The sequence below is a fragment of the Pyxidicoccus trucidator genome (assembly GCF_010894435.1).
Taxonomy (GTDB): Bacteria; Myxococcota; Myxococcia; order Myxococcales; family Myxococcaceae; genus Myxococcus; species Myxococcus trucidator.
Window position 1 is genome coordinate 127164 of the sequence record NZ_JAAIXZ010000018.1, and the last position, 24155, is coordinate 151318.

24 protein-coding genes are annotated in these 24155 nt (G+C 70.5%); 11 read left to right on the forward strand and 13 right to left on the reverse strand.

All coding sequences use genetic code 11. From position 1 onward, the window contains the following. Together G4D85_RS37590 and G4D85_RS37595 are read right to left on the reverse strand one after the other, a co-directional pair. Nucleotides 1–470 (reverse strand): hypothetical protein (locus G4D85_RS37590; protein ID WP_164018933.1); only part of this gene is annotated, 470 nt, incomplete at its 3' end. A gap of 146 nt (nucleotides 471–616) precedes the next feature. Next, entirely contained in the window at nucleotides 617–1342 is a 726-nt protein-coding gene (locus G4D85_RS37595) for an RNA polymerase sigma factor (protein ID WP_338052930.1), read from the reverse strand. Nucleotides 1343–1432: 90 nt separating this feature from the next. Here G4D85_RS37595 and G4D85_RS37600 point away from each other — a divergent pair, with 90 nt between their 5' ends. Then, complete coding sequence (locus G4D85_RS37600) at nucleotides 1433–1570, forward strand: hypothetical protein (protein WP_164018935.1); 138 nt, start codon at nucleotides 1433–1435, stop codon at nucleotides 1568–1570. Between the two features lie 30 nt (nucleotides 1571–1600). Here the strand turns inward: G4D85_RS37600 and G4D85_RS37605 are convergent, their stop codons facing one another. From G4D85_RS37605 to G4D85_RS37620, 4 genes are all read right to left on the reverse strand, one after another. Then, nucleotides 1601–3013: a glycosyl hydrolase family 18 protein gene (locus tag G4D85_RS37605; protein WP_164018936.1), complete on the reverse strand. Its 1413-nt coding sequence runs from the start codon at nucleotides 3011–3013 to the stop codon at nucleotides 1601–1603. Between the two features lie 32 nt (nucleotides 3014–3045). Beyond that, nucleotides 3046–4311: a family 16 glycosylhydrolase gene (locus tag G4D85_RS37610; protein ID WP_164018937.1), complete on the reverse strand. Its 1266-nt coding sequence runs from the start codon at nucleotides 4309–4311 to the stop codon at nucleotides 3046–3048. Nucleotides 4312–4429: 118 nt separating this feature from the next. Further along, nucleotides 4430–6046 (reverse strand): CotH kinase family protein, encoded by a 1617-nt coding sequence (locus G4D85_RS37615; RefSeq protein WP_164018938.1) that lies wholly within the window; start codon nucleotides 6044–6046, stop codon nucleotides 4430–4432. Nucleotides 6047–6236: 190 nt separating this feature from the next. Next, nucleotides 6237–7484, reverse strand: a complete 1248-nt coding sequence (locus tag G4D85_RS37620; RefSeq protein WP_240359730.1) for an MFS transporter — start codon at nucleotides 7482–7484, stop codon at nucleotides 6237–6239. A gap of 68 nt (nucleotides 7485–7552) precedes the next feature. Here G4D85_RS37620 and G4D85_RS37625 point away from each other — a divergent pair, with 68 nt between their 5' ends. Continuing rightward, nucleotides 7553–7798, forward strand: coding sequence for a hypothetical protein (locus tag G4D85_RS37625; RefSeq protein WP_164018939.1), 246 nt, complete (start codon nucleotides 7553–7555; stop codon nucleotides 7796–7798). Here the strand turns inward: G4D85_RS37625 and G4D85_RS37630 are convergent. From G4D85_RS37630 to G4D85_RS37655, 6 genes are all read right to left on the reverse strand, one after another. Further along, complete coding sequence (locus G4D85_RS37630) at nucleotides 7795–8001, reverse strand: hypothetical protein (protein ID WP_164018940.1); 207 nt, start codon at nucleotides 7999–8001, stop codon at nucleotides 7795–7797. The two genes, G4D85_RS37625 and G4D85_RS37630, sit on opposite strands and share 4 nt — an antisense overlap. Then, on the reverse strand, nucleotides 7998–8618 hold the full coding sequence (locus G4D85_RS37635; protein ID WP_240359731.1) for a hypothetical protein: 621 nt from the start codon (nucleotides 8616–8618) through the stop codon (nucleotides 7998–8000). The genes G4D85_RS37630 and G4D85_RS37635 overlap by 4 nt, the downstream gene beginning before the upstream one ends. A gap of 120 nt (nucleotides 8619–8738) precedes the next feature. Continuing rightward, a complete protein-coding gene (locus G4D85_RS37640) occupies nucleotides 8739–9887 on the reverse strand; it encodes a S1 family peptidase (RefSeq protein WP_240359732.1) in 1149 nt (382 codons plus the stop codon). 5 nt (nucleotides 9888–9892) lie between these two features. After that, nucleotides 9893–10486 carry a toxin-antitoxin system YwqK family antitoxin gene (locus G4D85_RS37645; RefSeq protein WP_164018941.1) on the reverse strand — a complete coding sequence of 198 codons (594 nt, stop codon included), beginning with the start codon at nucleotides 10484–10486 and terminating at the stop codon, nucleotides 9893–9895. Then, nucleotides 10486–11241 carry a hypothetical protein gene (locus tag G4D85_RS37650; RefSeq protein WP_164018942.1) on the reverse strand — a complete coding sequence of 252 codons (756 nt, stop codon included), beginning with the start codon at nucleotides 11239–11241 and terminating at the stop codon, nucleotides 10486–10488. Before G4D85_RS37650 ends, G4D85_RS37645 begins: the two co-directional genes overlap by 1 nt. A gap of 254 nt (nucleotides 11242–11495) precedes the next feature. After that, nucleotides 11496–12503, reverse strand: coding sequence for a hypothetical protein (locus G4D85_RS37655; protein ID WP_164018943.1), 1008 nt, complete (start codon nucleotides 12501–12503; stop codon nucleotides 11496–11498). A gap of 141 nt (nucleotides 12504–12644) precedes the next feature. Between G4D85_RS37655 and G4D85_RS37660 the strand changes: the two genes are divergently transcribed. From G4D85_RS37660 to G4D85_RS37700, 9 genes are all read left to right on the forward strand, one after another. Further along, nucleotides 12645–13280: an RNA polymerase sigma factor gene (locus tag G4D85_RS37660; protein WP_205525878.1), complete on the forward strand. Its 636-nt coding sequence runs from the start codon at nucleotides 12645–12647 to the stop codon at nucleotides 13278–13280. Continuing rightward, complete coding sequence (locus tag G4D85_RS37665; RefSeq protein WP_164018945.1) at nucleotides 13277–13870, forward strand: PH domain-containing protein; 594 nt, start codon at nucleotides 13277–13279, stop codon at nucleotides 13868–13870. Before G4D85_RS37660 ends, G4D85_RS37665 begins: the two co-directional genes overlap by 4 nt. After that, nucleotides 13867–14430, forward strand: coding sequence for a hypothetical protein (locus G4D85_RS37670; RefSeq protein WP_164018946.1), 564 nt, complete (start codon nucleotides 13867–13869; stop codon nucleotides 14428–14430). Before G4D85_RS37665 ends, G4D85_RS37670 begins: the two co-directional genes overlap by 4 nt. Then, entirely contained in the window at nucleotides 14427–16235 is a 1809-nt protein-coding gene (locus G4D85_RS37675) for a tetratricopeptide repeat protein (protein WP_164018947.1), read from the forward strand. Before G4D85_RS37670 ends, G4D85_RS37675 begins: the two co-directional genes overlap by 4 nt. Before the next feature lie 183 nt (nucleotides 16236–16418). Then, the gene (locus G4D85_RS37680) at nucleotides 16419–17063 is read left to right on the forward strand and encodes a (2Fe-2S)-binding protein (protein WP_164018948.1); all 645 of its coding nucleotides are present in this window, start codon (nucleotides 16419–16421) and stop codon (nucleotides 17061–17063) included. After that, nucleotides 17063–19540 (forward strand): xanthine dehydrogenase family protein molybdopterin-binding subunit, encoded by a 2478-nt coding sequence (locus tag G4D85_RS37685; RefSeq protein ID WP_240359733.1) that lies wholly within the window; start codon nucleotides 17063–17065, stop codon nucleotides 19538–19540. The genes G4D85_RS37680 and G4D85_RS37685 overlap by 1 nt, the downstream gene beginning before the upstream one ends. A gap of 16 nt (nucleotides 19541–19556) precedes the next feature. Continuing rightward, nucleotides 19557–20546, forward strand: coding sequence for an FAD binding domain-containing protein (locus tag G4D85_RS37690; protein WP_164018949.1), 990 nt, complete (start codon nucleotides 19557–19559; stop codon nucleotides 20544–20546). Between the two features lie 9 nt (nucleotides 20547–20555). Further along, entirely contained in the window at nucleotides 20556–20813 is a 258-nt protein-coding gene (locus tag G4D85_RS37695; protein WP_164018950.1) for a hypothetical protein, read from the forward strand. A gap of 79 nt (nucleotides 20814–20892) precedes the next feature. Then, nucleotides 20893–22089, forward strand: a complete 1197-nt coding sequence (locus G4D85_RS37700; RefSeq protein WP_164018951.1) for an alpha/beta hydrolase — start codon at nucleotides 20893–20895, stop codon at nucleotides 22087–22089. A gap of 27 nt (nucleotides 22090–22116) precedes the next feature. On the opposite strand, the gene G4D85_RS37705 is transcribed toward G4D85_RS37700, so the two are convergent. Beyond that, nucleotides 22117–23952: a S1C family serine protease gene (locus G4D85_RS37705; protein WP_164018952.1), complete on the reverse strand. Its 1836-nt coding sequence runs from the start codon at nucleotides 23950–23952 to the stop codon at nucleotides 22117–22119. Nucleotides 23953–24155 lie beyond the last annotated feature (203 nt).

Here is a 24155-nt window from a genome sequence, read left to right on the forward strand (position 1 = left end):
ACGTTGCGCACCAGGCCCACGTAGATCTTCGGCGTGAGGCCAAAGGAGGCCTGGTCCCCGAAGCCCACGCCCGGCTGCTTCATCACCGGCTGGCCGTCCTTGATGAGCGTCACCTCGATGCCGCCCGGCGTGTGGATGTTGTTGGCGACATCAATCTCGTTGGACTCGGTGCTCAGGCCCGTCTGCATCAGCTCGTAGTCCTGCTCGATCTGGTTGAGGGCGTAGATGCTGCCCTCGTTGACGCTCATGGGCAGCACGCCGCTGGCGCCGCCGCCCCACGACACCGCCACCTCCGTCTCCACCGTATAGGTGAAGTTGTGGTAGCCATTGAAACCCACCCGGCTGATGACCTGCCACGCGGTGGGCGGCAGGGCGGTGAGGTCGGCGCGGCGGTTCTTGAGGAACACCAGGACGCTGCCGTCCTTGTTGTCCGAGAGGTTCTGGTACGTCACCTTGATGTCATTGGCCATGGGTCTGCTCCTCGTGTGGTGTGATTGGGAATGATTGCGCCAGGCCTGCTGGAGGAACCGTGAATCCCCCGCCCACGGCCCGTTGCACTCTCTTGGACTCGCGCCGGAAACCCGTGTGATTTCCGGAAAGCTTTAGCGGCGTGGATTCATCGCCGACGCTTGCCGCCGCGGGCCGGGGAGCCGCGCCGCGACGAGCTCTTCCCGCGGCCGGCCCCGGTGGTGGACCGCCTGCTCCTCAGCGTCACGCGCAAGATGCTGTAGGCGTGCTGGATGCGCTTGCGGACGTTGCAGTTCGTCAAGCCCAGGTGCGAGGCGATGTCGTCATAGGGCATGTCCTGCAGGAAGCGCATCACGGCGGGCTCACGCAGGTGCGGAGGCAGCGCCAGGATGTTGCCCCGCAGCTGGCTGCCCAGCTCTCCCATCAGCAGCGCGACCTCGGGCGAAGACGCGCCAGGCAGGAGTCCACCGGACTCGGCCCACGCGTCTTCCTCCAAGGAGGGAGTGTCCTGATAGCGCCGACGGACACGGTAGACGTCCACGCAGACGTTGTGGAGCACCCGCCCCAGCCAGGCCTTCTCATTGGCGATGTGACTGGCATGGCGTGGAAAGCTCTCACACGCACGGAGCATCGCGGCGCCGAGGGCGTCCTCCGCGTCGACCCGGTTGCCATTCATCAACCGCAAACTCTGACTGAAGAGGTAGTCCCGGTGGCGCTGCCAGATCGCCCAGAAACGTTCACGCACATTCGCGGTTACGAGGTGCAAGGCAGAAACCCGGGGATGGCCGAAGATCCGGCTGTATCCCCAGGACGAAGCATCCCGGAAACCGTGAATCCTTTGACAACTGGTGTACGGGCCCCTCTGGCGGCTCACAAATCCGCGCGGGCGACGTCTACTGGGAGCCCCGGCAACCCGGCGCGCTCTTCCTACTCCACCGCGCGGTCAACGAAACGAGACAAGCCAATGTCCATCCCCCTCATCTGCGGCCTGGGCGCGCTCATCCTCGCCATCCTCCATGCCATCAACGGCCGCTCGTCGCTGTGGCTGGCCATCGGCCTGCTGGCGCTCGGCATGGTGCTGCCCTCCGTCCGCTGGCGGTAGGAGGGCAGCACCCGGCTCCGGAGCGAGTGACTACAGCGGCTCCAGCAGGAACTGCTGGCAGTCGTTGTTGGACCACACCCACTGCTGGAGGATGGTGCCGTTGCCGCTGCTCCAGCAGTTGGCCACGTCCAGCACCTTGCCGCTGTGCCGCGCCTCCAGCCGGTGGTAGCCGTTGCCCAGCGACACGGCCCGGAACTGCTGGTTGGCGCCACCGCCATAGCCCCACTGGTGCAGGCGTGCGCCGTCGGCGGTGCTCACCTCGGCGATGTCCAGCGCCTTGCCGCTGTAGCGAGAGATGAAGCGCGCGTAGCCGCTGTCCGTCGGCTCCATCACCCACTGCTGGCTGGTGCCGGAGTGGCAGTCCCACTGGTGGATGGTGGCCCCGTCCGCGCTGCTCGGGCCGTCGATGTCCACGCACCTGCCGGTCAGCTTGTTCACCAACCGGTACGCGGTGCCACCCGACGACTGCAGCACCTGGGCGATGGCGCTCAGCAGCGACGTGGCCCCCTGCGTGTCCTGGGTCAGCTCCCAGATCATCACGCCCCCGCCCTGCTGGAGCCCCAGCCGCGCCTTCGCCTGGAGGGTGGGAATGCCGTTGTAATAGACGTCGCCGACGTTGTCCTTCCACGGCGCCTGCGAGTCCCACGCGACGAGCTGCGAGTAGGCGACGTAGGACGACGGCGAGCGCCCGTAGAACGGAACGCCCAGCACCGCCTTGGACCGGGGCAGCCCACGGCCCACCCAGTAGTTCAGCGCCTGGACGGCGAAGTCATACGTCGAGTGGGGCTGGCCGCCGTCGTAGGCCATGATGTTGAGGAAGTCCAAGTCGCCGAACGCCGACGCGGGGATGCCCTCGCCGTAGTAGCCGTTGGCGACGACGGCGGCGGTGAGCAGCTTGCCCCGGCTGTGCATCGCGGCGCCCAGCTCGCGCGCCAGCGCGCCGAAGTTCTGCGCGGAGGCACCGGGCTCCGGGTACTCCCAGTCCAGGTCCACGCCGTCCAGCCCGGCCGCGTTCACGAAGGCCACCAGCGTGTTGACGAAGTTGGTGCGCGCGCCGGCGTTGGCGGCCATCTGCTCGAAGGCGCTGTCGTTGCCGTCGTTCCAGCCGCCCACCGCGATGAGCACCTTCACGCCCCGGGCATGCGCGGCCTGCACCAGCGCGCGCAGCCGGGCATCGCCGCTGCTCACCCCGGTGAGCCCGCCCTGCGCCGTGGGCAGCGCGAAGGCGTAGTTGATGTGGGTCAGCTTGTCGTACTGGATGGCGTTGACGTCGCCGGCCCAGGTGGGGAAGTAGCCAACCACGCGCGTCGCCAGCGCGTCGCCTTCCGCCGTGCCCACCGGCTCGTCGGCGGAAGCGTCGGGCGGCCCGGAGCAGGCCAGCAGGGTGGCGAGGCACGCGGCCCCGAGCGACAGCGGCTTCCAATGAGAGGCATTGAGGGACATGGGGGATTCCTTCCAGCGGAGGGAGGGGAGCATCAGCGCCACTGGTAGACGCGGACCCAGTCGACTTCCAGCTGCTGCGGCGTCTGGCGGATGAGGTCCAGCGTGGACTGCGGCACGCCGTAGTAGGGCGTGGCCGCGCCGTTCGCGCCGAACGGGTAGGTGCCGCCGACCGCCAGGTTCAGGATGATGAAGTAGGGCCGGTCATACACCCAGGCGCCGTACCGCTCGACCTCGGCGCGCGTCACCGTCTTCACCAGCGCGCCGTCGATGAACCACTTGATGTCCGCGGTGGAGAACTCCGTGCGGTACACGTGCCAGTCGCTGACGGGGCTGCTCGGGAAGAACTGGCCGTTGATGGGCGTGTTGCCGGAGTACCCGGGGCCATGCAGCGCGCCGGAGGTCCAGTTCCCGTAGCCGACGTTCTCCATGATGTCGAGCTCACCGCAGGCGGGCCAGCCCACCTGGCCGATGTTGTTCCCGAGGAGCCAGAACGCCGGCCACAGGCCCGGGCCCACCGGCATCTTGAGGCGCGCCTCGATGCGGCCGTGGCCGAACTCCCGCAGGCCAGCGCTCTCCAGGCGGCCCGAGGTGAAGGGATAGCCGTTGTTCCACTCGTTGCGCGCGATGAGCTTCAGCGTGCCGTTGCTCACCTGCACGTTGTTCGGCGAGCTGGTGTACTGCTGCTGCTCGCTGTTCACATGGACGCCGGTGTTGTGGGACCAGTTGGACGTGTTGACGCTGTTGCCGTCGAACTCGTCACTCCAGACCTGCACCCAGCCGCCACCGCCGCCGATGGCGGCCCAGGTGAACGACTCCCAGCACCCGCCGACGGCCGCACGGCTGGCATACAGCGGCGCGGAGGCGCCACGCTCCAGGTCCGCGGACACGAACAGCCCGTTGCTCCGGGCCTTCAGCGCGATGGAGCCATTGCCCAGCTCCACCCACTCGAACCGCTCCCAGTCCTGGATGCCAGGCCGGTTGGCGACGAGCTGTCCGCCCAGGTTCGTGTCTGCCGACACGTACAGGCCCGAGCCGGTGGCGCGCAGCGCGATGGAGCCGCTCCCCGCGTCCACCACCTGGAACTGCTCCCAGCCCTGCACCGTCGCGCGGTTCGCCACCAGGGGCGCGGTGGCCCCCAGGTTCTGGTCCGCCGACACGTACTGCTGCGACGCGCAGGCCCGCAGCCAGATGGTCTGCCCGACAGGCGCCGCCACTGCCTCCAGACTCAGAAGAAAGCACCCGGCGGCGAGCGCCAGCATCCAGCGGCTCGCAGCCACACTCCTCGAATTCGAGGCCATTCAGTCCTCCCCGTGGCCCACGATGCGAGCCAGGGGGTTGGCGCGGCACGTAGGCGTGGAACTCCGTTAGCACGGGGAAAGCCTGAATTGGCAATCTTTGTTTCTCTTCTGGAGAAAGTCAGGGCGCGGTGGACAGTTGTGCGTCGAGGAAGACCCAGCGCAGGGTGAGCCACTCGCGCAGGTACGTCACCTCCTCGTCGAAGGTGGTGTAGTCCGTCCGGAAGGACCAGAGCGGAAAGTTGCGGTACTGCTCCCCCCACCGGAGCTCGTCCCTGCGGGCGCTCGGGCCCACCTCCTGGGCCATCGCGTCGAGCCGCGCGTGGAGGAGCGCCGGGGCCAGGTCCGTGTAGAGGGCGGCCTTGAGCCGGGCGCGGAGCGGCGCGGAGAAGGTGGGCTCGGCGAGGATGCGCCCGAACATCCCGTTCTCCGCGCCCGTGTCGAGCGCGGCGGTGGGCCTCAGACGCTGCGTCTTCCACGTCTGTCCGAAGGTGCCGTCCAGGTCCCAGGGGATGTAGCGCCAGGGGCCGCCCTGGGGGTCATGGTAGTGGTAGGCGTTCTTGATGTCCGAGTCGATGGCCACCAGCAGCGTGACGAAGGCCCACCAGTCCGCGTAGTCGCGCAGGCGGATGCGCTGGGGCCCCTGGGCGCGGAACTCCTCGTCGCTGGCGGTGGCGACGAAGGTGACCAGGGCATCCAGGTCGTCGAACGCGCCCGGCTCTCCCGCCTCGGGCTTGCCGTCCTGCTTCTCGAAGCCGAGGTGCGGGTTGCGCTTGGGCACGCCGTCCGCGTCCACCAGCTTGAAGTTCGCGGCCCCCGTGTCCGCCTTGTAGAGGTTGCCGTTCCGGCTCAGCCCCTGCGCGGCCATCAGGTGTTTGTTCACATGGTCGGCCACCGTGTAGAGCCCGTGGTAGGCGCCGTCGAGGAACACCACCGCGCTGAAGGTCTTCACCTGGAGGGCTTCGGGTGAGAGCCGACCCCACAGCTCGAAGCCCAGCCTCGCGCGCAGGTAGGAGTTGTCATTGAAGGTGTTGATGAGCACCAGCGAGCGCCGCTGCGTGAAGCCGCCCCCCAGCTCGGGCTCGTTGAACAGGTCCTCCTCGGTGAACTTCACGGTGTAGCTGTTCTTGGGGAAGGCCAGCGAGCTGCTCCCGCGCAGCTTGCCCTCGGCGGCATGCGTGTGGCCCCGGTACGTGACGGCGATGGGGACATGCGCGTCGGGATTCATCTGCGAGGCGCCCTGGATGTGGACCACCGGGAGCCCGTACTCCTCGGTGTAGCGGCTCAGGTCCACCACCGGGACGTTGCCGGGGTCCGCCCAGTTGTCCGCCACGCCAATCTTCACCGTGCCCTCCTCTCCTCCGGGCGCGCGGAGCTTGAGCGTGTACACGGCGGCCTGGTCCAGCGCTGGCGTCCAGTGCAGCGTCGCCGTGTGCTTGTCGTAGCGGGCCCCACGCGGCAGCGACTCGATGCGGAAGGCCGCGCCGCGAGCGCGCCGGCCGGAGGCGCAGGAGACGGTCAGCGTGAGGGGCTCGCCCTCCTTCAGCCAGTGCGGGCCTCCCGCTGTTGGAGTGCAGCGTGGCTTGTCACGCTTCTGCTCGGCGCCGTCCGGAGCCGCGTCCTCCGCGGGGAGGACTTCCTCCGGAGCGTCCAGGACACCGGCCTCCTGCACACCGCACCCGGACCCTCCCAGCAGCAGAACGGCCACCAACCCGCGCACCACGCTCGCTCGCGCCATCAATTCCTCCCAGGGCAGGGAGGGTGGGCGTGGGAAGTCTCACCAGCCATTGCCCCCAGGCGTGTCGGGCCTGTGCTGCCGCGCACAGGCCCGGGACACGCACGCGGCGCACACCTTTGAAGACAGGTGCGTCTGGAGTTCAGCGCCGGGACAGCCCGTGGAGGGACATGAGCCGCTGCTCAGTGCCGGGTCAGGACTTCACCGTGGAGGGAGGCGGACTGCCTGCCGGTTGACGCCCGCGCAGCGACGCCGCCACCACCAGGGACAGGCCCGCGGCGGCGACGCCGCTCACGAAGGGCGCACCCGGAGAGATGGACGAATAGAGGAAGCCGCTCCACACCGGACCCACCACCCGCGCGAGTCCCCCCGCGGACTGGGCGATACCCAGCACGCCGCCCTGCATGTCCGGCCCGGCCAGCGCGGAAGCCAGGCTCGCGAGCACCGGCTGGAGCATGCCCATGCCCGTGCCCACCAGCAGCATGGCGACGACGAGCAGGGCGGGATGGGGCGCCAGGGCAATGCACGCCAGCCCCGCGCCCATGAGCGTGGCGCCCAGCAGCACGAGCGTGAGGCCTCGCGCCACGCGCGTCAGCCAGCCGATGGCGAAGGCCTGCAGCACGAAGGTCATCAGCCCCATCAACGCAAACAGACGCCCCACCTCGCGCTCCCCCCAGCCGAACCGCTCCTGGGCCAGCAGCCCGAAGGACACCTGCAGGTTCGTCATCCCGAAGAAGGTGAGGAAGAAGAGCGCGAGCACCGGGGCGATGCCCGGCTGGGCCAGGGCCTGGACCAGCCGCACCCGGGGCCGGCCCGGTGTGGCGGGTTCGCTCGCGAGGCCATGGCGCGGATGCGTCTCCGGGAAGAGGAGGAAGACACCCAGCATCGCCGCCGCCGCGAGCACCGCCGCGGCGAGCGGAGGCGCCCACTCTCCCCAGACATGGAGCTGGCTGCCGATGACGGGCCCCAGCACCATGCCCAGTCCGATTCCGGCGCCCACGCGGCCCAGCCCCGCGGCCCGGGACTTGGCGTCCGTCACGTCCGCCACGGCGGCCTGGCAGGCGGCCAGGTTGCCCGCGGTGGCGCCCGCCAGCAGCCGCGACGCGAAGAGCACGGGCAGCAGGTGGACGTGGGTGGCGTACGCGAAGAGGGCCATTGAAATGGCGTTGCCCAGCAGGCTCAGCAGGATGACGGGGCGGCGGCCCACGCGGTCCGACAGGCGCCCCAGCACGGGCGTGGCCACCAGCTGCGCGGAGGAGAACAGCGCGAGCAACACGCCCGCCGTCGTGGCCGAGCCACCCATGGACTCCACGTAGAAGGGCAGCAGCGGGATGATGAGCCCGAAGCCCACCAGGTCCAGGAACACGGTGATGAAGACGAGCGCCCGCACCCGGCGCTGGACGGCGATGGGCACGGGCTGCGCTGGCGAAGGCACGTCCATGTGGCGATGATTGACGCCAGCGGGCGCCCAGGGAATTTCTAATCGCGCGCGAGCGGGGCGACTGACCGATGAACCTCATCGAGCCGATGATGCTGGCCGGGGCGGTGCTGGGCGCCGCGGTGGGCGCGACGCTGGGCTTCTCCGCGGGCGCGCTGTGGGGCCTCGGCGGGTTGGTGGCCGGCGTCGTGCTGGGGGCCCTGGCAGGCCCCTTTCTCTTCATGTTCCTGGCGCTGCTCTTCGTCACCCTGCGCTACGGGCCGCGCCATACCCTGGGCCTGCTGCGCGAGCTTCGAGGCCCGCGCCCCAGGAGCTAACCAGGACGGCTCCAGCTCTTCGGCCAGTCGTCGAAGTCGCTGACGGCGTTGCCGTCGATGAGGAGCGAGTACATGGACTCCTCGGGGAAGTCGTTCAGGCGGATGGTCAGCGTGTGCCCGTCCACCTGCGCCCGGAAGGGGTGGAGGGGGTCACTCGCCTTGGCCCAGCTCAGCTTCCGGGTCATCAGCTCGTCGGCAGTCATGGGGTGGCTTGGGTGTTTCCGAGGATGTGCTGGTTCACGGTCTGGTTGGTCCGGTTCGAACTGCCCAGGAGCTCCTTCCAGACCTCATCGCCCTGGAGTCCCTTGGCCTCGGCCTTCTTCACCAGCTGGTTGAAGCTCGGTCCGTTGATACTACCGTACGTGAAGAAGTCCCGGGCGCGGAGCAGCGCGACTTCCAGCGGGTTCTTCATCATCTTCCGCGCCTCGAGCCGGGCGTCGTGCCGGATTTCCACCGCGCGCCGGGCCCGCTCCTGCAGCGGAACGCCCTCGGCGGCCCACTTCTTGTCCAGCTCGGGGATGGTCTTCACCTTGTCCAGGTACCACTTGCGGATGTCCGAGTTGCTGGTCGGCTTCTTCGCGCCGCTCGCGTCCGGGCCCCGCACCTGGTCCGTGTTGGAGGTGGAAAGCCGGCGCGGGCGCGTCCGGGCCGCGCCGGTGTCGAAGTCATCCTGGCGCCGCCCGGAAGACGACGGCCGGGAGGACGGGGAGTCCGTGCGCGACGGCTTGGGCGAAGACGAAGGGCTCCCCTTCGGCGACTTCGGCGGGGTGGCCGTGTCGATGCGGGGGGAAGAGGGGGGCGTCTTCCGGAAGAGCTTCATGGGGGGCGTGCCTTCGTTGGGACGGTGGAGGAACCGAATACTGGTTTATCGGAGCAGGCAGGGGAAAGTTGCGACCTTTGCCTACCTTCCCTCACTTTTCACTTCCTGAGAGCACGGAACTCACCGAGGGTGAGAGCGGGCTCCCCTGAAGCGGGAGCGGCGCGGGCCTGCGGCCAGCACGAGCAGCACCGCCCACGTCACAGCTCCCCCCTCGCCCGTGGCCGCGCAGCCCGCCTCCTCCGTGCCCTCCTCCTCCTTGCAGGGCAGCCACAGCCGGCAGGTGCCGCCCGCCTTCACGCACAGCCGTGTCCCGTCGGGTCCGGTACAGGCCTCGCCGAAGCGGCCTGCCTCCAGCCCCGCCGCCGCGCAGCTCCGCGCGCCGTCGGGCCGGGTGACACAGGCCATTCCCAGCGGACAGTCCGCATGGCCCTCGCACCGTGCGGCGCAGGCATCCACCGTCGCGTCGATGGGCGCCCTCTCGGGCGGAGCGCGCGCAACGTCGTCGAGCACCTGCTGGAGGAACTCCGCGTGCGCATCGACGCGCGTGTTGGTGCCCACCGTGCAGGCCAGGTCTCCAAACGAGGTGACGCCGATGAGGTGCTCGCTACCGTCGACTTCCAGGAACGAGGGCCCTCCGCTGTCGCCACCGCACGACATTCCGGGCGCGCGCTCGATGGAGTAGTTCCCCGCCGCCACCGCTGACACGCGAGCGGTGCCGCCGCGACGCAGGCCCGTCAGTCCCTGGTCGTCCAGGCCGAAGCCCACCACCCGCGTCGTCCTCCCCACCACGTCGCCGGGCAGCGACATGCCGCTCAGGGGCATGGGCGAGACGGGCGCATCGTGGGCCAGGATGAGCACGCCAATGTCATGGGCTCCCGCGCGCCAGTCGGGGTGGAGCCGCCCGTCGATGACGCGCACGCGCTCGGTGCCGAGCGCCCGGGCCGTCTCGGCCGCGAACACCACCGAGAGTACCTGCGGAGCGTCGGCGTTCTCCACGCAGTGCGCCGCCGTCAGGACGACCCGGGGCGCCACCAGCGTGCCCGTGCAGGTGACGGGTGACGCCGCGTCCGGCTCGCCGCAGATGGGCGACACCGGGACGATGGCCCCCACGGCGGGAAAGCCCGGCTCCAGCTGGCCGCCCATCACCGGCTGCTTCCGCTCCGACGTCGACGTGGCGGAGACGGGCGCGTGCGGCACCTCGCACGCGCCCATTGCCGCCGCCACGAGGAGCAGCGCGGCGAGAGGCCCCGTTCGAAGAAGGCCGCTCACGAGAGTCAGTCCCGGGAGAAGTCGCCCTGCGGCGCGGCCGAGGCCTGGCCGTTGAGGTCCCAGTACTTCCACTCGCCGGTCCTCGCGCCGTTTTCGTAATGGCCCTCGACGGCCAGCGCGCCGTTCGGGTGCCACTCCGAATAGGGGCCCTGCGCCTGGTGTCCGACGAGCGTACCCTCGGCCCACTTCTGGCCGTCGGAGCGCCACGCCGTCCACTTCAGCTCCTTCGAGCCCGCGGTATGGACCTCCTCGCGGTTCTTCTTTCCCTCCTCGTAGTAGAGGGTCCACAGGCCGTGCTTGAGGCCGCCCCGGTATTCGCCTTCGAGCTGCTTCACGCCATCCTCGAAGTAGCTGACCCAGCGGCCTTCCATCTTTCCGTCGACGTACTGCCCTTCCGTCTTGGACTTGCCGTTGGAGTGCCACTCCGCCCAGCGGCCATGCTTCACGCCGTCGGACTTCGCGCACCACTGCACGGTGCCCTCCGGCGGCGCGCGGCCGTTCAGCCGCGCGCCATCGGGACAGGGACCGGAGGACCGGCTACAGCCTTGCGCCAGGCCCAGGACGGCGGCCAGCGCGAGCAATGTCCTGGAGGAAGCCATCAGCCGCAGGTACCCACGCCGCTGCAGCTGCAGTTGTTGCCGGCGAACGTGTAGTCATCAGAAGCCGCGGCGAAGCTGCCCAGGCCGTAGTCGTGCTTGGCGCAGTCCTGCGTGTACACCGTCGTCCCCACGCACGGGGGCGTGCTGGTGATGCCGCAGCCCTGGCCACAACGGCCCTTGCAACCACCGCCCGAGCCGCCGGTGCAGCCGCAGCCCCGGCCCGCCTGACGGTAGTAGCCGGAACCGATGTTCTGGTTGCCGCAGGTGCAGGAGAGGTGCGTCCAGCCGCGCTCGGAGACGAACTCGTAGCCCGTGAGGAGCTCTCCCACCGGGACAATCTGCATGAAGCTCGTCTGGCGCATCGCCACGTCCTCGACGCGGGTGCGCTGGGCCTCGTCCTTCTCGGCCACCAGCTTCGTGATTCCCTCCAGCAGCGGGCCCATCAACCCGGCCTGCGCCGCGTCGAGCGGAGCGCCGCTCGGGTTGAAGCTGCCGGTGCCCTGGTTGAAGTCGATGTGGAAGCCGATGACCGGCTCACCGAAGTCGTAGGTCGCCTCGACGACCTTGGACTCGGTCTCCACCACCAGCACGCGGACCGAAGCGCCGCCGGCCCGGTACGTGGCCTCGAGCGTCGTCTCGTCATGCTGGAGGAGCGCGAAGCCTTCCGCCGCTTCCTCCCGGGCCGCGGGCCCGTCCGAACAACCCAGCGTCAGCGACATCGCCACCGTGATTCCGCACAGCCAGAGCGCCTTCATTCCATTCTCGATTCCGCGCGTCGGGTTCACGCACGAGTATTGAGAAAGTAGGAAAGCTCAACAGCGGAGGTCAAAGCGAAAAGCCAGAATTCGAGAATCATCCCGGCCGATGTTGCGAGGGCGGAGCTGACCCGTGGGCGGGTCTGAAAGGACTGGAGCCGACGCGAGGTGCTCGCGCAGTGAAGATGAGGCCGCGGCCCGGGGTGGCGAGGGGGAAGACGAGTCTCCCCGGGCCGCGGTACCTCAGGGGCGCCTCAGCGGCGTCCCCCACCTCTCTCGCCGCGCTCGGGCAGGCTCAGCGTGGTGCCATCCAGCGTCGCGTCACCGCACTCCGGACCGAAGACCAGCACATGGGACTCTCCGTCCGCGCTGGCGCGCGTCAGCGTCCCGGACGTGGGCCACGGGCAGACGTTGCGCGGCGGCCGGACGATGGCCTCGAGCGTGACGGTGCCCTGCGTGCCGTCGAGGAACTCCTCCGTGTAGGAACCGTCGAGCGTGCGCACCGGCGGCGTGTCGCTGGAGAATGAGACAGACAGGGAGCCGGTCAGGTGTACCGAGCTCACCACCGCGCCCGAGGCATCCGTCCGGGTGCGCGTCACGTCCGCCTGCGTGGACTTCTGCCGCGGCGGAGCCCCCAGCGTCAGCTCCGACGTGGAAGAGGTGGTGCCCTGCGACGTCGAGACATCGCCCGCGTCGTTCGTGCGGGAAATCTGGAAGGTGACCGACTGGCTCTGCGTCACGGCACCCTCGCAGTTCTCCGGCGCCTCGTAGGTGGACGCGATGTCCACCGTGCCGCTGGAAGGTCCGCCCCGACCCGAGCCACCACCACCGGGCGGGCCGCCATCGCGCCCCTGCGTGGAGTGCTCGCGCACCGTGCCTTCGCCACCCTCCGGGGGAGGAGGCCTGCCACCGCCACCACCGCCGTGGCCGCCGCCGCGCCCTCCGGGCCGCTCCGGCGCCGCGCAGTCCGTCCACTCGAGGTGCACCGTGGCCGGCAGGCTCTGACCGCAGACGTCCACGTAGGTGATGTCCGGCGTGGCGTCGCAGTGGAAGCCCTCCACCGCCTGCGGGCGCAGCTTGTCCATGCCTCGCAGCAGACTGGAGACCTCCACCGCGTCACTCGAGTCCGACGCGGCCTCCACGGCCTGGGAGACCTCCGCCGTGGCCTCATCCGCCGTCTTGTCCGAGCTGCAACCCACCGTCATCGCGCCCGCTGCGAACGCGAGTGCTCCCAGCCACTGACTGCTCCTGCTGCGCGTCATTTGTGCTCCCCTGGTATTCAGGTGCCCGGCCGCTTCCCACTGCGCCCAAGAGACGAGACGAATTGATTTCGTGTTCCCGGCACTGGTTTTTTCCGCGCTTGCGGAGCGTGCCGCACGGACCGCTACACTGGTGCCTTGACCGTGAACGACGAGCTGCGCGCACTCATCCTCGAGGCCCAGGACGGCAGCGTGCGCGCCTTCGAGCTGCTCATTGCTTCGCACATGCCGCAGGTGCGCCGCTTCGCGCGCGCCTTCGCCGCGTCGGACGCGGACGTGGATGACCTGGCGCAGGAAGCCCTGGTGAAGGTCTACAAGAGCCTGCGCTCGTTCCGCTTCCAGTCCGCCTTCAAGACGTGGCTCTACTCCGTGGTCCGCAACGTCTTCTTCGACGCCACGCGCAGCCGCGCCGGCCGGGAGCGGGCCTTGGAGGAGCCGCTGGAGCAGGACCACGCCCGCGCACCCTCCACCACCGAGTCCGCCGACGAGGGACTCGCCCGCGCGGAGGAGCGCGAGCGGCTGTGGCGCGCACTGCGGACCCTGCCGGCGGAGTTCCGCACGGCGGTGGTGCTGTTCGACGTGGAGGGACACAGCTATGAAGAGGTGGCCGCCATCGAAGGCGTGCCCGTCGGCACGGTGAAGTCGCGCCTCTCACGGGGACGGACGCAGCTGCGCACCCTGCTGGCGGGGGAGCAGGCGCCCGCGGGCCCGGCTGAATCCGGAGCGGTGGGAACATTCCATGGCGACGTTTCGTCTCAAGGTTCCAGGAGTGGGAAATGAGTGAGCCCGAAGAGACCGAGGACCGCGCGCTGCGCGAGCGCCTGGGAACACTGCGGGAGGAGACGCCCTCACTCGACTTCCAGTCCGCGCTCCATCGACGGTTGGTGGAAGCGGGCCCGCCGGACCCTGCTCCCGGGTGGGACCGGGTGCGCTGGCTGTTCCGCCACCGGGCCCCGGTGCTCTGGCCCTCGGTGGGCGTGGCCGCGGGCGTCGCCGCCTTCCTGGTGCTGAGCGCGGTGCAGGAGCCCCCTGCCCCGCCGCCCACCGTGGCCTCGCGCCCGCTTGCCGTCCCCGGCACGCAGGTCCCCGTGAGCAAGGTGGCGGTCATCAAGCTGGACTTCACGGCGGACGTGGCCGTGGAGCAGGCGGACTTCCAGGTGAGCCTGCCGGAGGGGCTCTCCTTCTGGGCGGACGGCGAGGAATTGCCGCTGCGCTCCTTCCAGTGGACCCAGGCACTCAGTGCGGGTAGCAACGTCATCCCCATCGCGGTGCGCGGGCAGCGACCGGGCCGATACCTCGTGACGGCCCAGGCACGCGCCGGTGAGCAGCGCATCGAGCACGACGTGGTGCTGGAGGTGACGGACGGATGAACAGGTACCCGCCAGGAATTGCCGCCGTCCTCGTGGCGCTCGTCCTGTTCTCCTCCGGCGCCGCGCGTGCGCAGGAGCAGGTCGCCCCTCCGCCCATGGAGACCGGTGCGGCGCGGCCTCCGGCGGCGCCCACGGCCGCTCCCGCCCCCGCGACGCCTCCTCCCGCGGAGACCGGCGCGGCGCGGCCACCCGAGTCCTCCACCGGTGCGGCGCGCCCGCCCCAGGCACCCACCTCCGCGCCCCCGCCGCCCTCCGCGAACGAGCCCGGGGCCCGCGTGCGCAGCTCCCACACGGTGGACGTCATCGCTCCAGGCGAGAAGGTCGACACCATCATCGGCCGGATGAGGACGGACCGCCCGGCGCCGCCGCCCCGCGGTGACGCTGTACGGCCGCCTCCTGGCACGGAGTCTCGCGAGCGGCCGTCAGGCCGGGGACCGGGGCGTAACGACGGACAGCCTCCGCCGGGCGGTGACGGGCGCACACGCCCCTCGTCGCCACGCACCGACGGCGCGCCACCGCCGCCCTACTCGCAGCCGCCGCCCCCGCAACCGCGACCATGACGGTCGTCCCAGCGCTCACCCTCGTGGCGTTGCTCGCCACGGGAGACCCGCTCGAGCTGGCGCGGGAGGCCTTCGCCGGAGGCCGGTACGACGAGGCGGAGCAACTCGCTCAGCAGGCGGCCTTGCCGCCAAGGCTCGGCACCGCGCTCTACCTCGTGGGGCTTGCCCGCTTTCGCGCGGGGCGGCCCGCTGAAGCCCTGGAGGCGCTCGACGCCGCCATGCTCGCGGAGGACGCGCCCGAGCCCGGCCAGTGGAGCTTCAACCGCGCCGCCTGTCTCTACGCGCTCGGCCGCTTCGACGAAGCCGAGCAGTCCTTCGCCAACGCCGCCGTCGACCCGGCACTCGCGCGGGTGGCCTGGGCCAACGCGGGCTTCGCCGCGCTGGATGCCGGCGCCCCCGAGCGCGCCGCCACGTGGGCGGACCGCGCGGCCCCCGGCGCCTCCGAGCGGGAGGCCGTCCTGGTGGAGGAGCTACGCGCCCTCATCGCCCAGGCCCAGGGCCGCACCGTGAGCGAGAGCGACGAGGCGTACCGCCAGGGCCTCGTGTCCTTCGACGCGGGACGCTTCGACGAGGCGCGCGCGCACTTCCTCCGGGCGGCAACGCTCGCCCCGGACTCGGGCCGGGCGAAACTCATGGCCGGCGCCTCGGCCTGGAGAACCGGCGCACGCACCGTGGCCCGGGAGGACATCACCGCGGCGCTCTCGCTCACGCTGGAGCCGGGGGACCGGAGCACCGCGCACCAGTACCTCGACCGCCTCTCCTTCGGGTTGCGCGCGAGCGGCCCGGGCCTGCGACTGTCGGCGGGAGCGGGCCTGGGCTTCGACAGCAACGTGCTGCAGGTCGGCGTGGCGGCGCGCGAGGTGTCCGACACGAGCAGCGACACCGACACGGCGAGCGTCTTCGCGGAAGCCGGGGTGGGGCTCGCGGCCCGCTTCCGCCTCTCCGACACGCTGTTCGCGCACCTCTCCTATGGCGGAATCCAGCGGGCCTACACGCAGGACTCGCTGCGTGACTACTCGCTGCAACTGCACCGTGCGGCGGCCTCGGTGGAGTGGGAGGCGGCCCGCCGGGTGCGCGTGGGCGTCTCCGCGGGAGGGGACCTGTTCTTCACCGGCCTGTCGGACTTCCGCGGGCTGCAAGCCTCCGCGAACGGCTGGGCCTGGCTCGCGGTGGACGAGAGCGAGCTCACGAGCACACGGCTGGACCTGACCTTCGCCCAGAAGACCGGCCTGGCCAGCGAGTTCGACTACCTCACCGGTCCGCGACTGGATGCGACCTTGTCCCAGGAGCTGCGGCTGGCGGCGCAGAGCGTGACGGCGTGGTACCGCTACCGGCAGGACCGCATCGGGACGCTGGTGCAGCTCGCGTCGCCCGACTCCTCCGGGGCGTCGCAGGAGTACGTCATCCCCTTTGGCTGGGCGGGGCACGCGGCGGGCGCCTCCACGCGTCTCGTGTTCGGCCGACGCTTCGACGCGAGCCTCGAGGCCGAGGTGGAGCGGCGCGACTACCTGCACGACAGCTACCTGCGCGTCACGGCGGTGGATGGGAGCGTGGAGGAGCTTGGACGGCGGAGACGCCAGGACAGGCGCTTCGTGCTGGGCACTGCCTTGAGCACGCGGCTGTCCGCGCGGCTTCAGCTCTCCGCGCGCTACGAGCTGCTGGTGAACCGGTCCAACGTGGACACGCGACTCACCGATGAGCCCGGGACCTGCGTGGCGCCGGACTACGTCTGCCACGCCTACGACTACACCAACGGCAACTACGAGAAGCACGTGCTGATGCTCGAGCTGGGCGCCTCCTGGTGAGCGGGTCGTCACGGGTGTCGGACGAAATCCCCTGGGAATTTGTTCCCGCGCACTGTCCGGCAGCGAGCCCCGGGCCGTCGCGCTTCGTTGAGAAGGCGAAACTGGTTCCGGAACCGTCACCCACGGGTTTGGAGGAAACGTAACGGCTTTTGTAACGATGTGGGCCGAGAGGAGCACTCGACCTTGGCCCCACCCGATGATGATTCCGACCCCAAGCCGTTGCTTCCCAAGCTCAGCCGCCGCGCCTTCTTCACCGGCGCGGGCGCGTCCGCGCTGACCGCCACGCTGGCGCAGACCGCCGCGCAGGCGGCCGGCACCGCGGCTCCTCCCGTCCTGGGGCCCGAGCCGTCGACCCTGCAGCTCTCCATCAATGGCCGCACCGTCTCCGTCCAGGCGGACCCCGGCACCACGCTGGCGGAGCTGCTGCGCCACCAGCTCGGCATGACGGGGACGAAGGTGAGCTGTGACAGGGGCGCCTGCTCGGCGTGCACGGTGTGGCTCGACGGCGAGGTGGCCGCGAGCTGCATGACGCTGGCCTTCGATGCCCGGGGCCGGAAGGTCACCACCATCGAAGGGCTCGCGAAGGGCGACGAGCTCCACCCCGTGCAGCGCGCCTTCGTGGAGAACGACGCGCTCCAGTGCGGGTTCTGCACCCCCGGCATGGTGATGAGCTGCGCCGCGCTGGTGGACCGCAATCCGAAGTGCACGCTCGACGAGGTGAAGCAGGCGGTCAGCGGCCATCTATGCCGGTGCGGCACCTATCCCAACGTCTTCAAGGCCACCCTCGCCGCGGCCAAGGCGAGCGGCAAGGGCAAGGGGAAGAGCTGATGCAGGACGTCAAGGACACCACGGGCACCCAGGCCCCCAGCAAGCCGGCCGAAGGCGGGAAGCAGGCCGCGGGCCCCCAGAAGCCGCCGCCCCCCAACCCGGGCCCCGCGCGGCAGCAGGTCATGGCCTACGGCATCGTCGGCGAGGGGCTGAAGCAGGTCACCCGGCGGGTGCCCGAGGACGAGCCCCCTCCCCTGCCGGAGAACGCGAAGCTGAAGTCCATCGGCAAGCCCATCTCCCGCCTGGACGGCGTGGAGAAGGTCACCGGCCGGGCCCGCTACACCTTCGACATCCAGCTTCCCGGAATGCTCTGGGGCCAGCGGCTGCTGTCGCCGTACCCCCATGCGCGCATCAAGTCCATCGACACCTCGGCGGCCGAGCGCTACCCGGGGGTCCGCGCCATCCACATCATGGAGCGGGTCTTCTCGGCGGCGCGGCTCCGGGACCCGAAGGCGGAGCAGGGCAGCCGCTACCCCACCATCCGCTATGCGGGCCAGCCCATCGTCGGCGTGGCCGCCGACTCGCCCCGCGCCGCCGAGGCCGCGGTCCGACTCATCAAGGTGGAGTACGAGCGCCTCCCCCATGTCAGCGGGCTCGAGGATGCGATGAAGGAGGACGCACCTCGCGTCTTTCCCGGCCCCACCGAGCAGGCATCCACGGCGGGAGGCGGAGGCGCGCCCCCGGGCCTGCCCCAGAAGGGCAACGTGCGCGGCCCCGATACGAAGCCGCGAGGCGTGGGCCCTCGCGGGGATGTCGAGAAGGGCTTCCGCGAGTCCGACGTCGTGGTCGAGACGGAGTTCCGCACCCAGGTGCAGACCCACGTGCCCATGGAGCCGCATGGGCTCGTCGCGGACTGGAAGGACGACGTGCTCACCCTCTACGCGTCCACCCAGCACGTCGGCAGCGTCCGGGACGAGGCCGCCGAGTACTTCGACCTGCCGAAGAGCAGGGTCCGCGTCCTCAGCGACTTCACCGGTGGCGGCTTCGGCGCGAAGTACGGCATCGGCAGCTTCGGGCTGCTCGCCATCCACCTCTCGCGCAAGGCGGGGGCGCCGGTGCGGATGGTCCTGGACCGCCGCGACGAGCATGTGTCGGGCGGCAACCGGCCGAGCAGCATCCAGCGCCTCAAGCTCGGCGCGAAGCGTGACGGCACGCTCGTGGCGCTCCAGGTGCAGGCCCATGGCACCGGCGGCGTGGCCGGAGGCGCGGGGGTCGGCTTCTGCCACTCCACGCTCTACGAGTGCCCGAATGTGAAGGTGGAGCAATACGACGTCTTCACCAACGCCGGCCCGTGCGCGGCCTTCCGTGCGCCCGGCCAGGTCCAGGGCATCTTCGCCCTCGAGCAGGCCGTCGACGAGCTGGCGGAGAAGCTCGGGATGGACCCCATCGCCCTCCGCACGAAGATTGACGTCTCGGGGACTGACGACAGCCTGGCCCGCGCCTACGAGCGCCGGATGGGCGCCGACCGGTTCGGCTGGAGCAAGCGGCGGCCCGCGGGCTCGGACAAGGGCCCCATCAAGCGGGGAATGGGCTTCGCGCAGTCCCAGTGGATCTACCTGGTCCACCGCAACACCGCCTGCGAGGTCCGGGTGACGGGAGATGGCTCCGTCGAGGCCTTCAACGCCACCCAGGACATCGGCACGGGCACGCGGACCATCCTCGCGCAGGTGGTGGCGGAGGAGTTCGGCCTGCGGCCCGAGCAGATTGGCGCCCACGTCGGAGACTCGCGCTACCCGATGGGGCCCGCCTCCGGTGGCAGCCGGGTCACCAGCTCCCTCACGCCGGCCGCCCGGAACGCCGCGCACCGCTGCGTGCGGGACCTGGCCTCACGGCTGGCGCCCCACTTCCAGGCGAGCGCGGACGACATCGTCTTCGCTGACGGGAAGGTCCTGGTGAAGGGGAAGCCCGCGACGGCGATTCCCTTCAAGGAGGCCGTCAAGAAGGCCGGGGTGGTGGAGCTCTCCCACCGCGCCGAGCGCCGCGACGACTACGAGGGCTACATGATGGTCACCCCGGAGATCAGCATCAGCCGGCACGGCATTGGCGGCGTGCAGTTCGCCGAGGTCGAGGTCGACACGGAGACCGGCATCGTCAAGGTGGAGCGGGTCGTCGCCGTGCACGACTGCGGGCGCCCCATCAACCCCAAGCTCACGGAGAGTCAAATCTACGGCGGGGTGATTCAGGGGGTGAGCTATGCCCTCTACGAGGAGCGGCACCTGGACCTCGCCAGCGGGCACCAGCTCAACGCCAACGTCGACCAGTACAAGATTGTCGGCTCGCGCGAGGTGCCAGGCATCGAGGTCATCCTCCTGGAGCAGCTCGGCGCGCAGTCCTCGACGGATGCGCGCGGAGTGGCCGAGCCCGCCAACGTGGCGACAGCGGCCGCGGTGGCCAATGCCTTCTACAACGCGACGGGCAAGCGCATCCGCACGCTGCCCATGACACCCGCCAACGTCCTCGCGGCGCTGCGCGCCTGAGCGGACTGGAGGATTCATGCAGAGCTTCGAGTGGGTGGATGCGGAGTCCGTGGAGCAGGCCGCCTTGCTGCTGGGTGAGACAAGCGACCGCAAGCCCGTCCTTGCAAAGGCCGGCGGGATGGACCTGCTGGACTTGATGAAGAACGGCGTCGTCGCTCCCCAGCGGGTGGTCAACCTCAAGAGCATCAAGGGCCTGGACGGGGTGCGCTTCGACGCGAAGCAGGGCCTGGAGCTCGGCGCCCTGGTGACGCTGGCGCGACTCTCGCGGGAGTCCGACGTGCGCGGCCGCTTCGTGGCGCTGGCGGACGCGGCCGAGCACGCGGCGACGCCCCAGGTGCGCAACGCCGCCACCATCGGGGGGAATCTCCTCCAGCGGCCCCGCTGCTGGTACTTCCGGAATGACTTCTTCCACCAGGCCGGGGGCGATGACGCCGAGCGGGTGCGCGAGGGGCAGAACCAGTACCACGCCATCTTCGACAACCAGCGCACGGCGATGGTGCACGCGTCCACGCCGGCCACGGCGCTCGTGGCCTACGGGGCGACGGTGGAGCTCACCGGGCCCGGCGGAAAGACGCGGGTGGTGCCGGTGTCCGAGCTCCTGCTGCCCCCGGACATGAAGCGCCCGCGCGACACGGTCATTGCGCCGAACGAGGTGCTGACCCGCGTGCGCATCCCCGTGCCCGGAGCGGGAACGAAGGCGGCGTACCACAAGCAGGGTGAGCGCGAGAGCTACGACTGGCCCATCTGCGACGTCGCGGTGGTGCTGCGGATGGACGGCAGGGTCGTCCGTCAGGCGTCCATCGTCATGGGCTGGGTGGCGCCGACGCCCCGGCGCGCGACGGAGGCGGAGAAGCTGCTGGTGGGCAAGCCGGTCGACGAGGAACTCGCACGGCAGGTGGCGAAGGCGGCCGTGAGCGGAGCGACGCCGCTGTCCAAGAACGCCTACAAGGTCCCCGTCCTCGAAGCGGTGGTGCGCAGGACGGTCCTCGCCGCGTCGAAGGCCTGAGGGGCACGCATGGACTCGAGCAGCGAGCAGAAGCCACCTCCCGTCTGCCGGCGCCTGCGCTCCAAGGGGACGCCGGGCTTCCGGTACGACGCGGCGGTGGAGTGGGACTCGGGCTTCGTCTCGACGGCGACGTTCTGGTGCGTCTCGACGGGGGAGAGCGTGGGGCCGGATGACGACCTCGTGCACCCGCATTCCTGCGGAGGGGCCCGCGCCTGCTTCCGTGAGCCCCTGGAGGAACCGGAGGAGGACTCGCGGATTCTGGAGTGAGGTGTTCCCGAAGGCGGCGCTGCCAGCCAGGATGGGCTCGCGGGTTCCCTGAACCGCGAACCGCCTGGCCGCCTTCCGGATGAAACGACCGTTCCGCCTCTCCCGCCTCCTTCCACTGCTCGCCTTCCTGGCGCTGCTGAACCCCGTGGGCGGCCTGCTGCTGGTGGCGGTGTTCTTCGCGCCTTCCGGGACACCCCCGCTCCTGCACTTCCTCAAGGGCATCCTGCGCGAGTACAGCCTCGTCCTGCTGTTGCCCGCGCTCGTGACGGCGCTGCTCACCGTCTATGTGACTCATTCCGGGAGGTGGACCTGGCTGCGCTGGGGAGCATGGGCCGTCGTGCTCCTCCTCCTCTACGCCGCGTTGACGCCCGCGCTCTCCGCGTGGCGGATGGCCCGGACGCACGGAATCCCGCTCAGCTTCCGCGAGTACTTCCGGCCCCTCGTGGCCGACCGGCCGCTCCCGAGCCAGACGGTGCGCTTCGCCACCGTCGAAGGCGTCGACCTGCATGCCGACATCTTCCTCCCCGACGTCCGGACCTCCGACGCCCGGCCGGCCGTGCTGTACCTCCACGGCGGTGGGTGGAGCGGAGGGGAGCGCGGCTATGCCCGAGCCTGGGCCGACTTCCTCACCTCGCGCGGCTACCCGGTCATCAGCCTGGACTACCGGCTGTTCCCTCCCGCCACCGGCCTGAAGGCGCCAGGGGACGTCCAGTGCGGCATCGCCTGGGTGAAGGCGCACGCGGCCACCTACGGCATCGACCCGGCCCAGCTCGTCCTGTTCGGCGAGTCCGCGGGCGGGCACCTCGCCACCCTCGTCGCCTATGCCACGGGCGACTCGCGGCTCCCCTCCTCCTGCGACGCCGGAGACACGTCCGTGAAGGCGGTCATCAGCTTCTATGCCCCCAGCGACCTTGCCGGGCACGCCACACGCTCCGGTGCGGACTCGCGGCGGAACCTGGAGGGCTTCACCGGGGTGCCCCTGGAGGGCCATGAGGACCTGTACGCCCTGCTCTCCCCGCTCACTCACGTCGGCCCGGAAGCCCCTCCCACGCTCCTCGTCCACGGAGGGGCGGACAGCGAGGTGCCGCTCGACGCCTCACAGGCGCTGGCCACCCGGCTCGGTCAGGCCCGCGTGCCGCACCAGCTCTTCACGCTGCCGTACGCGGAGCATGCTTTCGACGTCTGGGATGGCGGCTTCGGCCGCCAGCTCGCCCAGGCCCTCGTCGGACGGTTCCTCCAGCAGCACGTGCCCGTCGGAGACCACCCCCGTCCTTGAGTCAGCGTGGCACCCCGGCCCGGCGGCCTACTGGCGCCACGCCTGGGGCACCTTCTTCTCGGAGGCGTACCGCTCCAGGTCCGCGAGCTGGCCGGTCGCCAGCTTCAGCTCCACCTCCACCTCCCAGCGGCGCTTCGAGGCCGTTCCTCCGGCCTCCGCTTCCAGCAGACGGCGCTTCTCCTCCTCCAGGCGGGAGATGCGAGCCCGCGCCTGGACGAACTTCGAGCGCCACTCGTCGGCCTCCTGCCGCGAGCGGTCCTCCTCCACGCGCTTCTTCCAGAGGGCCTGCTGCCACAGCTGGATGCCCCCCTTGTTGCGCTTGTACTCGTCGCGCGCGGCGTGGACGTCCTTGAGCGGCACGTCGAAGCGCTCGGTCTCCTCTCCCGCCGGCTCCAGCTTCAGCGAGGCGTTCCCCGCGCCGGACAGCGTGCAGTCCTCCACCGGCAGCCTCGCCGCGCCCACGTGGATTCCCTCCGTGAGCCCTCGCGCCATGAGCCAGCGCAGGCGCCGGGAGTCATCCTCCTGCGACATCGTGTCCCGCACCGGCCGCCAGTACTCGAAGTCCACGCTCAGCGAGCACGTCCTGCCCTCCGCCTCCAGCGCCATGCGGCGCAGCACGCGGCGCGGCGCGGCGTCGAAGCGCTCGACGACCAGCGCCACCAGCCCCAGTCCGTCGACATGCCGGACCGAGAAGAGCACGGGCTTCTCGGTCTCCTGCTGGAAGCGCTGGATTTCCCGCTGCTCGTCGCGAGCCACGCGCGTCAGCAACGCGTCCCAGCGCGCCGTGGACTCGGGCGTGGTGGGGACGGTGATGAGCTTGCTCGCGTAGGGAATGGGCAGCGCCAGCCCCATGCCGTCCGCGTTGTTGATCTTCATGGAGACGACGCCCACCACCTCGCCGCGCCCGTTCAGCAGCGGCCCTCCGCTGTTGCCCGGGTTGACCGAGGCGTTGAACTGCACGTAGCCGGTGCCCAGGTACTCGCGCCCCAGGAAGCCCACCTTCCCCTCGTGCACGGTGAAGTCCAGCCCCTTGGGGCTCCCGATGAAGACGAGCCGGTCTCCCGGCTGCAGGCTCGTCACGTCGCCAATCTTCAGGGGCGTCGCATTCGCCCCCACCACCCGGACGGTGGCGAGGTCCAGGTCCACGTCGGTCTTCAGCGTCTCCCCGAGGAGCTGGCGCCCGTCCGGCAGCAGCACCGTCATCATCTTCCCGGGCGGACAGACCACGTGCTCGTTGGTCAGCACCCGCTCCGGCTCCACGAAGAACCCGGAGCCCGTCTTGCCCTCGCACCGCAGGCTCACCGTGCTCGGCGAGGCGAGCCGGGAGATGTCCTGCGTGGAGAGCGCCCCTTCCGCCGCACCCTCCCTGGGTGACGGCGCGGGAGAGCCCGGGTCCCAGCCGGAGAGCTCCCGAGTCGCGCTCCGGAGCGTGGGAGAGCGGGCCGCCCAGACACCGAATGCGACACCGCCCAGCACCAGGACGGAGAGCGCCGCCACCAGGGCCCCTCGCGACGAGCGCGGGGGAGTGGCCACTGGCACCTCGGAAGGCTGGAGGTACGCGTCGGCGCCGTGCTGCGAGAGCACCGCCAGCAGCTTCTGGGCGAAGGCGCTGGAGACACCACGGACCAGGCGGTCTCCCTGGATGCCGAGCACCACCCGCGCCTGGGAGAACGAAGGGGCGGGGGGGCCCAGCAGGGCCACCGCCCGCGCGAGGCCGAAGCGCTGGCGCTCGTCGAGCACGGCTTCCTTCAGCACCACATCCAGCAGGAGACTCGCCCCGCACGCGCAGCGAGCCTTGTCCCCCGCATCCGGCGCACCACACCGGAGGCACCTCACCTCGACCGCTTCGGACATCTTCGACATGACCCCGCTACCGCACGGCAGAGGGCCGCCTCCCCAGAAGCGGGCCGCCCGTTCACCGTGTCAGGCTTTGCGCCAAGCATACCCTCGCTCAGCGTTGGAAGCCGAGAGGGGCAGGAAGGGCCCACCCGGTCTTGGCGGACACCCCGCTGCTCACGAAGCCACCGGCCCTGGCGCACCTTCCGCCAGGGCCGGGGAGCTGCCCA

Bases quoted from the DNA above. Each gene is read 5' to 3' on its own strand.
- G4D85_RS37670 (WP_164018946.1), top strand. From the start codon at position 13,867: ATGAACAGGTACCCGCCAGGAATTGCCGCCGTCCTCGTGGCGCTCGTC.
- G4D85_RS37690 (WP_164018949.1), top strand. From the start codon at position 19,557: ATGCAGAGCTTCGAGTGGGTGGATGCGGAGTCCGTGGAGCAGGCCGCC.
- G4D85_RS37645 (WP_164018941.1), bottom strand. From the start codon at position 10,486: ATGGCTTCCTCCAGGACATTGCTCGCGCTGGCCGCCGTCCTGGGCCTG.
- G4D85_RS37605 (WP_164018936.1), bottom strand. From the start codon at position 3,013: ATGTCCCTCAATGCCTCTCATTGGAAGCCGCTGTCGCTCGGGGCCGCG.
- G4D85_RS37610 (WP_164018937.1), bottom strand. From the start codon at position 4,311: ATGGCCTCGAATTCGAGGAGTGTGGCTGCGAGCCGCTGGATGCTGGCG.
- G4D85_RS37635 (WP_240359731.1), bottom strand. From the start codon at position 8,618: ATGAAGCTCTTCCGGAAGACGCCCCCCTCTTCCCCCCGCATCGACACG.
- G4D85_RS37600 (WP_164018935.1), top strand. From the start codon at position 1,433: ATGTCCATCCCCCTCATCTGCGGCCTGGGCGCGCTCATCCTCGCCATC.
- G4D85_RS37705 (WP_164018952.1), bottom strand. From the start codon at position 23,952: ATGTCGAAGATGTCCGAAGCGGTCGAGGTGAGGTGCCTCCGGTGTGGT.
- G4D85_RS37700 (WP_164018951.1), top strand. From the start codon at position 20,893: ATGAAACGACCGTTCCGCCTCTCCCGCCTCCTTCCACTGCTCGCCTTC.
- G4D85_RS37695 (WP_164018950.1), top strand. From the start codon at position 20,556: ATGGACTCGAGCAGCGAGCAGAAGCCACCTCCCGTCTGCCGGCGCCTG.
- G4D85_RS37685 (WP_240359733.1), top strand. From the start codon at position 17,063: ATGCAGGACGTCAAGGACACCACGGGCACCCAGGCCCCCAGCAAGCCG.
- G4D85_RS37620 (WP_240359730.1), bottom strand. From the start codon at position 7,484: ATGGACGTGCCTTCGCCAGCGCAGCCCGTGCCCATCGCCGTCCAGCGC.
- G4D85_RS37665 (WP_164018945.1), top strand. From the start codon at position 13,277: ATGAGTGAGCCCGAAGAGACCGAGGACCGCGCGCTGCGCGAGCGCCTG.
- G4D85_RS37630 (WP_164018940.1), bottom strand. From the start codon at position 8,001: ATGACTGCCGACGAGCTGATGACCCGGAAGCTGAGCTGGGCCAAGGCG.
- G4D85_RS37675 (WP_164018947.1), top strand. From the start codon at position 14,427: ATGACGGTCGTCCCAGCGCTCACCCTCGTGGCGTTGCTCGCCACGGGA.
- G4D85_RS37655 (WP_164018943.1), bottom strand. From the start codon at position 12,503: ATGACGCGCAGCAGGAGCAGTCAGTGGCTGGGAGCACTCGCGTTCGCA.
- G4D85_RS37615 (WP_164018938.1), bottom strand. From the start codon at position 6,046: ATGGCGCGAGCGAGCGTGGTGCGCGGGTTGGTGGCCGTTCTGCTGCTG.
- G4D85_RS37650 (WP_164018942.1), bottom strand. From the start codon at position 11,241: ATGAAGGCGCTCTGGCTGTGCGGAATCACGGTGGCGATGTCGCTGACG.
- G4D85_RS37625 (WP_164018939.1), top strand. From the start codon at position 7,553: ATGAACCTCATCGAGCCGATGATGCTGGCCGGGGCGGTGCTGGGCGCC.